11 protein-coding genes and 1 other annotated feature are annotated in these 9832 nt (G+C 52.3%); all 11 genes read right to left on the bottom strand.

The window, feature by feature from the left end; genetic code table 11:
- The coding region (locus tag QZR21_RS02110) for a hypothetical protein (protein WP_296973516.1) at positions 1–195 on the bottom strand (195 nt) is incomplete at its 3' end.
- Positions 196–612: 417 nt separating this feature from the next.
- A complete protein-coding gene (gene speE / locus QZR21_RS02105) occupies positions 613–1470 on the bottom strand; it encodes a polyamine aminopropyltransferase (RefSeq protein WP_296973513.1) in 858 nt (285 codons plus the stop codon).
- A gap of 3 nt (positions 1471–1473) precedes the next feature.
- Positions 1474–2208, bottom strand: coding sequence for a DivIVA domain-containing protein (locus QZR21_RS02100; protein ID WP_296096653.1), 735 nt, complete (start codon positions 2206–2208; stop codon positions 1474–1476).
- A gap of 46 nt (positions 2209–2254) precedes the next feature.
- On the bottom strand, positions 2255–3046 hold the full coding sequence (locus QZR21_RS02095) for an RNA-binding protein (RefSeq protein ID WP_296096655.1): 792 nt from the start codon (positions 3044–3046) through the stop codon (positions 2255–2257).
- A gap of 43 nt (positions 3047–3089) precedes the next feature.
- A complete protein-coding gene (gene proC / locus QZR21_RS02090; protein ID WP_296096657.1) occupies positions 3090–3887 on the bottom strand; it encodes a pyrroline-5-carboxylate reductase in 798 nt (265 codons plus the stop codon).
- Positions 3888–3889: 2 nt separating this feature from the next.
- A complete protein-coding gene (locus QZR21_RS02085) occupies positions 3890–4312 on the bottom strand; it encodes a cell division protein SepF (RefSeq protein WP_296096659.1) in 423 nt (140 codons plus the stop codon).
- Positions 4312–4830 carry a cell division protein SepF gene (locus tag QZR21_RS02080; RefSeq protein WP_296096662.1) on the bottom strand — a complete coding sequence of 173 codons (519 nt, stop codon included), beginning with the start codon at positions 4828–4830 and terminating at the stop codon, positions 4312–4314. The genes QZR21_RS02085 and QZR21_RS02080 overlap by 1 nt, the downstream gene beginning before the upstream one ends.
- The gene (locus QZR21_RS02075; protein ID WP_296096664.1) at positions 4827–5534 is read right to left on the bottom strand and encodes a YggS family pyridoxal phosphate-dependent enzyme; all 708 of its coding nucleotides are present in this window, start codon (positions 5532–5534) and stop codon (positions 4827–4829) included. The genes QZR21_RS02080 and QZR21_RS02075 overlap by 4 nt, the downstream gene beginning before the upstream one ends.
- 322 nt (positions 5535–5856) lie before the next feature.
- Positions 5857–6852, bottom strand: coding sequence for an ABC transporter substrate-binding protein (locus tag QZR21_RS02070; protein ID WP_296096667.1), 996 nt, complete (start codon positions 6850–6852; stop codon positions 5857–5859).
- A 35-nt stretch (positions 6853–6887) separates the two neighbouring features.
- Positions 6888–7670 carry a transporter substrate-binding domain-containing protein gene (locus tag QZR21_RS02065; protein ID WP_296096670.1) on the bottom strand — a complete coding sequence of 261 codons (783 nt, stop codon included), beginning with the start codon at positions 7668–7670 and terminating at the stop codon, positions 6888–6890.
- Positions 7671–7796: 126 nt separating this feature from the next.
- Positions 7797–8005 (bottom strand) — a binding site (T-box leader).
- A 164-nt stretch (positions 8006–8169) separates the two neighbouring features.
- Positions 8170–9618 carry an amino acid permease gene (locus QZR21_RS02060; protein ID WP_296096673.1) on the bottom strand — a complete coding sequence of 483 codons (1449 nt, stop codon included), beginning with the start codon at positions 9616–9618 and terminating at the stop codon, positions 8170–8172.
- Between the last annotated feature and the right edge of the window lie 214 nt (positions 9619–9832).

The following is a 9832-nucleotide window of genomic DNA, read 5'->3' as shown; positions in this document are numbered from 1 at the left end:
ACCAATCTTCTTCCTTGCTAATGCGCTGATGCCTGATTCATGGCGGCCTTCGATGTATGATGGGGTCCGGCAAAAGATTCCGTGTTTTTGTGGTGTCTGAATAGTAAAGAATTGAGATTTAAAAGTTGAGGTCCAGCCTGTGGCGCAGCCGATAGCCTCAAATCTCAGTTCTTCAGAAAATACGGTCACCATCATTTTTCTGAAAGATTTCGGGGCTCATCGCAGCTGTAGCAATATTTAAATGTTGAATCATTAAGAATGCTCACACCCGAGGGGAATTGTGCCATCGGATTCTCGGTCGCCTACGGCTCCCTACAGCACGGCTATCAGCGACTCAGGTCCCCTTGCTGCCGCTCGAGATATTGAATGTGAGTAGAGTCAGTCGGGGAAGCGTCGAAGCCGCTGACTATAAGAGAAATATGACCTTTTTCCCAGGTGAAACCATCCCCCTTTAGCTATATAAGGAAAGTACTTTAATGTACGCCAGTTTATTCGGACTCGAAGACCCTATACAGGACATTTTGAGTCGCTGTCAGACGTCACCCTTCGGTCCCTTTCCATTTCCAGCAGCTTAAATGAAAAGAGCTTTGCCTGACGGCAAAGCTCAATATATCAGAAACTCTTTATTCCTTTATAGAGCAGTTCCTTCACGAAATTGGGGAGGACGAAGCAGCTCTTCTGGATGCCCGGGTTGTAATATTTCATAGGCTGGGGCATGTCTTTACGGATGTCCGCCGTAAGGGGGTCGTATTTCTTAGATGCCAGCATGAATGAATGCATGCAGGCCGGGTAAATGGGGACATGGGAATAGTACATGCGGACGATGGGGAATACGTCATTCATGGCTTCGAAGACGTCATGCACCGTCTGCTGCTGTACGATGGGAGACTCCGTCTGCTGCACGATAAGGCCATCCTCCCGGAGAGCGGAAAAGGCACTCCGATAGAAGTCTCTCGTAAACAATCCTTCTCCCGGTCCAATGGGATCGGAGCAGTCGATGATGATGACATCGTAGAAGTCCTTCACCTGTTTTGCGAAGGCAATGCCATCTCCCACATGGACGTGAAGCTTTGCGGGAGGATTATTCAGCACTTTGGAAATGGTGGGGAAATACTCTTGGGAAAGGGCAATCACCCGGCCGTCGATGTCGCAGAGGTCCACCTGCTTCACACAGTCATGGCGGCACACTTCACGGGCCACGCCGCCATCGCCGCCACCGATGATGAGCACCCGTTCCGGGTGGGGATGCATCATGAGCGGCACATGGGAAATCATTTCATGGTAAGTCCATTCATCTTTCACGGAGGTCTGGAATACGCCGTCCAGGATCAGGATGCGTCCGTACTGGAGAGTATCGGCTATCTGGATATGCTGGAAGGGGCTCTGTTCTTCATGGACCATTTTCGTAATTTTCAAAGTAAGCCCCAGATTTTCATTGGCCCATTCCGTGACGTACTGTTTTTCTTCCATAGGTTATTCCTTATTTTCTTCGGAGGGAGCCGCCTCTTCTGCGGGGGCTTCCTTTTCTTCCGCCGGAGCTACGGTAGCTGCAGCCTGGTCGAAGAGGTTGACGCCAGCTGCCTGTCCTTCTCCGCTTTCTGCGGAAGTCTCCTCTGTTTTTTCCGCCGTTTCCGGTGCTTCTGCCGTTTCCGGTGCCTGTTCTTCCGCAGGCGCTGCTTCTTCAGCAGGAGCTTCGGCCGGTGCTGCTTCCGGTGCAGGAGCTGCCTTCGGTGCTGTGCCGTCTTCTACAGGCTGGGGAGCCTGGGCTGCCTTGGCCGCTTCAATGAGGGAGAGGGCCGACTTGAAATTGGAAAGGAGCTTTTCAATATACAGGTTCATGTCGCCCTGGGTCTTCAGGATATCCGCATTCATCTTGCGGCGGGCAGTCTCTGCGTCAGATACAATCTTATGGGCCTCATTCTGGGCTTCCCGGATGGAAAGCTCTGCTTCCTTATGGGCGTTCTTCTTGACATTGTCTGCCGTTTCCTGAGCCATGACCAGGGTATTGGACATGGTTTCTTCCATCTTTTCATAGTTGCGGAGCTTCGTTTTGATGGTGTCCATTTCTTCTTCCATCTCGCGATGTTCCCGGTAAATCCGTTCATAGTCCTGGGCCAGTTCTTCCAGGAAGGAATTGACTTCGTCCTGGGAATAGCCGCGAATCTGGCGGGAAAATGTTTTATTATGTATATCCATCGGTGTAATCATACAAATATCTCCTTTAACCTGCAGGAAAAACAGTGCCCCGTTTTCCCTACTTAAATCTATGAATCAAAAGGCCAGTCCGGCCTTTACGGCTCATGCCGGTTTCCTCTACAATTTCAATCCGGCCCCGGCCGCGGATGCTGATGATGTCTCCCGCTTTCACAGTCTGGGAGGGACTTTTGGCCAGCTGCCAGTTCACTTCCGTCCGTTCGTCCTCCACGGCCTGCACCATTTTGGACCGGGAAATACCAAAGCCTGCGGCCCCCACCGCATCGAGGCGGAGGGAAGCCACCGTAGCCCGTACTTCCTTGGCAGTCTGCTTAGGCGGCTGGATTTCGGAAAGGGGAATTTCTTCCACCTTCACCGGCACCATGGCCACCTTATGGAAATTGTCCATGAGCCAGTCCTTCATGGTGCTGTCCACCACCACCTGGCACCCGGCGCCCTGCATGAGGATATCCCCCAGCACGGACCGGTCAATGCCAAGACCCATGAGGGACCCCAGTACGTCCCGGTGGCCGATAAGACGGTACCGGCCATCCCAGGTCACAGAAAGAAGGCTTACGCCGAAGTCCACGGGGCCGTCGTAATCGGAGCGGGTAAATCCGATTTTCACCCGTTCCGCTTCGTGGTAACCGCCAAAGCTTTTCGCCACCACTGTCTTCATATGGGCCGCAATGGTCTGGCCGATCTGCCGGGAAAAGGGAGCCATGAAAGGTCCCACGGCAAAGGGCCTGCCCCGGTCTACGGAGTCCGCAATATCCAGAAGCCGGATAGCCATATCTTTGGCTTCATCGCCGGAAGCCGTAAAATAACGAAGGATTTTTTCTCTATCTTTCATTCCATTCTCTTCTCTAGTATAGTTTCAGGAAATCAGGAAATCCTTACTTTCCTGCCATTTGGTCCGATTTGTCCAGGCACGCCTTGACGCCGTCCATGAGGGCGCCTCGAAGGCCCTTCTGTTCCATGGCATAAATACCGGCAATAGTGGTGCCGCCGGGGCTGGTCACCTGGTCCCGGAGTTCATCGGGATGTTTCCCCGTTTCCAGCACCATCTTTGCAGCGCCGTAAAGGGTCTGGGCCGCCGCTTCGATGGCCAGCTTCCGGGGCAGTCCGATAAGAACTCCCGCATCAGCCAAAGCATCAATAATGACAAAAGCATATCCCGGACCGGCACCGGAAAGGGCACCCAGTTCATCGAGCTGCCGTTCCGTCACCACCGCTTCCCTGCCGAGAGCTGAGAAAACAGCTTCCGCTTCCCGGATAAAGGCAGGGGACGCTTTTGTTCCCGGTGCAATGGCTGCCATACCTTCTCCCACAGAAGCAGGCGTATTCGGCATGACACGGATCACCTCCGTGTCCTTGGGAAGTCCATTTTCCAGGGACTCCAGGGTCACTGCTGCCGCAATTGAAAGAACCCGGGATGGCTGGTACCGGGATATTTCATGGAGCACTTCCGGCACCACGTTTGGTTTCACAGCGATGAGGACAAGGTCCGCCTCCTTCGCTTCACTTCCATCAGTAGATGCATGGACGCCATACCGCGCAGCTTTTGCCTTAGACGCCTCTTCTGAATGCTCTTTCACATATACGTCTTCTTTGTTCCAAAGCCCCTTGGCGAGGCAGCCGGAGAGAATGGCTCCCCCCATAGCCCCGCAGCCGATGATCAGAATCTTCTTCATTCCTACGGTCCTTTCCAGGTCGGAATGCCTGATACAAATGCCAGTCTGTCTTCGTGGATATCCACGGTAGAGGGCACGCAGATAAGCACATCATCATTCAGGAGCATCACGTCCCCGTGAGCCATGTAAACAGCGCCACTCATGAAATCCACGAAACGGCTGGCCACTTCATCATCCACATTATCATTCAGCACGACCATGACGGTCATCCCCCGTTCCAGGGCATCTACCGCATGGCGGGCATCTCCATAGGATCCCGGAACTATGATATCTACCTCAAGAGGCCGGATAGTCCTTGCGGGCACCGCGCCTGGCCCGGGAATATCCTCGCCCTCTTCTCTTTCCGGTTCCTCGTAGCTTTCCTCTTCTACCGGGTCATCCATCTGGCTTTTCAGCCAGCGGATTCCCTTAGTAAGGAAGGACATCAGCCTTCGTGGGCCTCAGTTCCCTGGCCCTGGGGAGCTCCCGCGTTCCACTGCGGTGCTGCCGGGGCCTGCTGGTCCCCCTGGTAAGCAGCAAAATTTTCACGGGAAACGCTCATATTATTTGGCGCGCAGAGGTAAATATTTTCGGAAATCTGGTCGATCCGGCCGTCCAGGGCATACATGATTCCCTGTACGAAATCCACGATCCGCTGTGCTTCATCGGCATCGGTCTTTTCCATATTCATCACCACCGGACGCATGGCTTTCAGGTGGTCACCGATTTTTTCCGCATCCCCATAGCTCTTGGGATTTACTACCACCATGGTATAGGGCTTGGCTGCCTGACGGGGAGCTGCGGTACGGCCGATACCTCTTACCGGATTATTCACGGCATTTGTACGGGGCGGTACAGGAGCTGCCGGATTGACCGGTGCTTCTTCCTCCTCTCCCAGATCTTCTTCTCTTTCGTCCTCGTCACGGTCTACAAACTGGTCTTTAAATTTATCAAGTAAGCTCATGCTTTGCTCTCCTCCTGATGGTACTGTCTCTCACCAAAAATAGCTGTGCCAATACGAACCATATTGGCTCCTTCTTCGATTGCAATTTCAAAATCATGGGTCATCCCCATGGACAGAAAGGAAATCTGCCCTTCCGGGAACTTTTTCTTCATTTCATCCCACATGGCATGGGCCTTCCGGAATACGGGGCGCGTCTTTTCCACGTCCTCATAGTTCGGTGCCATACACATGAGTCCTTTCACCCGGATATGGGGCAGTTCTTTGACCCTCCGGATGGTTTCTTCCATTTTTTCCGGTGGAATACCATGCTTCGATTCTTCTCCGGAAATATTGAATTCCAGGAGTACATCCTGCACTTTGCCGATTTCCCCGGCCCGCCGGTTGATTTCTTCCAGAATTTCCAAAGAATCGCCGGACTGGATCAGGTCCGCCATGGCCACCGCTTTTTTCACCTTATTTTTCTGTAAATGGCCCTGCAGATTCCAGGTCACCGGAAGCGTAAGGGCTTTATACTTCTGTTCCATTTCCTGGACCCGATTTTCTCCCACCTGGGTAACTCCCAGACGGATGGCCTCTTCCATATCCTCCAGAGGATGGAATTTCGTCACCGCTACCAGTGTCACTTCCTGGTGCCAGGGAGACCGTTTTCTGGCCTCTTCGATCCGGTCCATTACATGGGCTAATCTTTCTTTGATTGCTGACATAGCCCCGCCTTCTTTACAGTATTTTCGGTATATTTTCCTGTTTTTGAAAAAAAGGATATACCTGTGTAATAGTATAACAAATTTCCCTGTATAATGCATTAGTTTTTATGGTTTTCTGCGGGAAAATGGCGGGAGCAGCGAGCGTCCGTACAGGCGCAGTGTTAAGGAAGCACTCATTAATTTGAGACTGCTATTGTTTGCGCCAAAATATGGTAGAGACGTTTCATCAGCTAAAAGGCCTGCTGCCAATGAATCCGGCTGACGGCGCACCATAGAGGGCAATAAAAAACAGCAGCCGAAGCTGCTGTTTTTTTATTGCCCATTACACGAGCTGTGCTTTCTTCGCGATTTCATCGGGGATCTTGATGCCCAGAATGTCTGCATCCTTCTTATTGATGACGATGGTGTATTCCTTCTGGTGCTGGATAGCTGCGGTTTCCGGCTTAATCTTGCCGTCCAGGATATCCGCTGCCATGTGGCCGGTCTGGACGCCCAGCTTGTAGTAATCTACAGAAAGGGCAGCCAGGGCCCCATCTTTGGCCATGATATCAGCCCCTACGATGACAGGAATCTTATTGGCATCGGTGATCTTCATGAGTGTGGGGATGGAAGAAGCCAGTGTATTATCGGTGGGGACATAGATGAAATCCACCTTGCCCACCAGAGATTCCGCCACCTGCTGGATATCGTTGACACTGTTTACCGTCCGTTCCTCCACGGCCAGGTTATTCTTCTTGCAGTAGTCCTTCATCATGTTTGCCTGGACTTCACTGTTCACTTCACTGGAGCTGTAAATAAGGCCTACGGTCTTCGTATTGGGTACCAGCTGCCGTCCGAGATCCATCTGGGCGTCAATGGATGCCAGGTCGCTGACACCGGTGACATTGCCGCCGGGCTGCTCATCGTTCTTCACGAGCTTGGCGGTGGTATAGTCCGTAATAGCGGTGCCCACGATGGGGATATCCTTGATTTCATTGGCCACGGCCTGGGCTGTCGGAGTGGCGATGGCGCAGATGAGCTTCGGCTTTTCCGACTTGAACCGGGACGCAATGGTCTTCAGGTTCGACTGGTCTCCCTGGGCGTTCTGCTGGTCAAACTGAACTTTATCTTCCCCATACCCCCGTTCCTTCAAACCATCAATAAAGCCCTTATTGGCCTGGTCCAGGGATCCGTGCTGTACAATCTGTACCACACCGATGACCATCTTACCACTGGCAGATCCCGCTGCCTGCTTCGGCGCACTGCTGCCGCACCCTCCGTAAACCAGTGCCGCTGCTGCCAATGCTGCTGTCATCCCGATTTTCATCCACTTTTTCATTTCATTTCCTCCCTTATTCCTATGCTTCTCTATCTTTAACGAATATACTTATTTTCCAGCTGTTCCATGGTACCATTGGTTTCCATTTCAGCCAGGAAGAAATTGACGTAATTCAGGAATTCCTGGTCCCCCTTCGCCATGAGAGCGCCGAACCGGCTCTTCGTAAAAGGGGAATCCACCAGGGGTGCTGCCAGTTTCCGGTTCATTTTCACGTACCGCCTTGCTTCCATGGTTTCCGTAATCATGATGTCCGCCTTTCCTTCCGCTATGAGGGAAGGAATCTCCGCATTCTTCTCGTGAATAAGAAGGGTGGCATGAGGAAGTTCTGCCTTTGTGAATTTCTCATTTGTTCCGCCGGGATTCACCATGACCTTCACTTCCGGCCGGTCCAGGTCCTTCAGGGATTTATATTTTCCCTCCTCCCCTTTCCGGCAAAGGATGGTCTTCCCGAAGAGAAGGTATCCATCGGACATGGCCATCACCCTTTCCCGGTCAAAGGTTCTCGTAATACCGCAGAGGGCAAGGTCAAATTTTCCTGTCTCCGTATCAGCGGTGAGCGTCTTCCATGTGGTGGGCACGTATTCCACCTTCACATGAAGGCTGTCCGCCAGTTTCTGGGAAAGTTCCGTATCAAATCCCTCATAGGTCCCGGTAGCCGGATCCTTATAGGACATGGGCCGGTAATCGCCGGTGGTACCGATACGGATTGTCCCCCTCGCTGCAATATCTTCCAGATGCGCCGCCCAGGCGCCTGTGCCTCCTGCCAGTAGAAGGGCCGCTGTCATAACGGCCGCTCCCCATTTCGCTGCTCTTTTCATATTCCCATCCTCCTATGCTCGTGTGTAAGCAGAAAACAAAAGTCCCCTGTCCGTTTCCGGACAAGGGACGACGGGACACATCGCGGTACCACCCTGTTTACCTGAATAAACACAAAAGGGTGGTACCCAAGGGACGGATTATCCGTGGTACCACCCAAATTATCTTCATCAGATCAGCTCAATGCCCATAACGGAGGCCACCGTCACAGCCTACTCTGTTTTTCAGCCGTGCAGTTCCGGAAAGAACTTCTCTGCCCCTCCGCTGCCGGTTCTCACCACAGGCCGACTCTCTTTGAAACTTCAAGGCACGTACTTTTTTCCATCAGCACTTTTTTTGTATTGAGTCCATTGTAGTCAATGGGCCGGGGATTGTCAAGAGATAAGCTGGGGGAAGAATGGACAGGGGACAATCAAGCTGCTGAATGGGGCTAAAGGCGGCAGGTGAACATCGCGTTACCCGTTCACCCACTACCTTTAGCCCCATTCCCATAGTACGGTTTTATTTCATTTCAGATATTCCAGCAGCCAGCTCTTTGGCCGGTTCCGGTTCTTCCCGGAGACCCCCTTTTCTTTCGGTTTTTCCTTTGTGTTTTTCAATGAAATGGTATCCGATGAGAAGGATAGCAAACCAGATGGGCGTCACGTAGAGAGCCACACGGGTGTCATCCCGGAAGCCGGAGGCCACCACCACGGCCGCCAGGAACAGGATCGTAAGGTATCCCGACCAGGGAGCAAAGGGCATCTTGTAGGTAAGGAGCTTCTTTTCTTCTTCCGACAGGGATGCCCGGAATTTCTGCTGGGTCCTCAAGATGACGAACCAGGTCCACAAAGCCGCAAAGGAACCTACACTGGTGACATAGACGAAAAGCTGGGATGGGATCACGTAATTCAGTGCCACCGCAATGAGAAGGATGCCGGAAGAAAAGGCGATGCCCACCCAGGGGAGGCGATGACGGTTCAGTGTCTGGAAACACTTCGGTGCATTACCCTGGAGAGACAGGTTGTACAGCATGCGGCCGGAACTGAAGAGCCCGCTGTTGCAGGAAGAAAGGACCGCCGTAATGACCACGATATTGATAATGTCAGCGGCACTGGAAATCCCCAGTTTCTGGAAGGTGAGGACAAAGGGGCTGCCCATGTGTCCGATTTCATTCCAGGGATAGATGGCCATGATTACGCCCAGGGACAGGACGTAGAAAATCAGGATACGCCAGAACACTTCATCAATGGCCTTCTTGATGGTGGACTTCGGGTCATGGGCTTCGCCGGCAGTAACACCGATGATTTCGATACCCAGGTACGAATACATGACCATCACCAGGGCCAGGAGAGTGCCGCTGATGCCGTTGGGGAAGAAGCCTCCCTGGCTCCAGAGGTTTGCAAGCCCCACGGGTTCCCAGTCATTGCCAAGGCCGAAGAGGATCATGGCGCCACCGGTAACAATCATGAAAATAATGGTGAGAATCTTCACGAGGGCAAACCAGAATTCAAATTCCCCGTACGCCGAAACGGCAATGAAATTGACAGCCGTCATAATAGCCAGGGCCGCCAGAGCCGGAATCCACCGGGGCAGGTCAGGAAACCAGAAGTTCATATAAATACCTACGGCCGTAAGTTCCGCCATACAGGTGACCATCCACATGTACCAGTAGGTCCATCCGGTGAGATAGCCCCATTTCGGTCCCAGGAACCGGGCCGCATGGGCACTGAAGGCCCCTGACACCGGGTAAGCCACAGATAGTTCCCCCAAAGCCCGCATGATGAAATAAATGGCAATGCCGCCGATGATATAGGTAAGCAGCACCGACGGTCCCGCCAGTTCAATGGCGGTGGCGGATCCTAGAAAAAGACCGACGCCGATAGCCCCGCCAAGGCCAATGAGCTGGATGTGGCGGTTTTTCAGTCCCCGCTCCAGGTTTTCGTGCATTTCCTGATTCTGTTCTGCCATAAGCAAACTCCCATTTCCCACTTGCATCTATGGCCCATCACCGCCATAGAAAATGGAGACCCCCTTCGGCCATCTCCGGTAATACAAACTACGTTTTTTATTTTATTCAGACATTCCATAAATTTCAAGATAGAATTTCATGTTTTCTATACTTTTTAAATTATTCTTCCGGATTATTCAGATATATAATTTATATAAATAAAAGAACCATGCT

The organism is uncultured Dialister sp. (assembly GCF_900541605.1).
Taxonomy (GTDB): Bacteria; Bacillota; Negativicutes; order Veillonellales; family Dialisteraceae; genus Dialister.
Note: the sequence above shows the minus strand (reverse complement) of the source record. Positions and strands in the feature narration are given on the sequence as shown.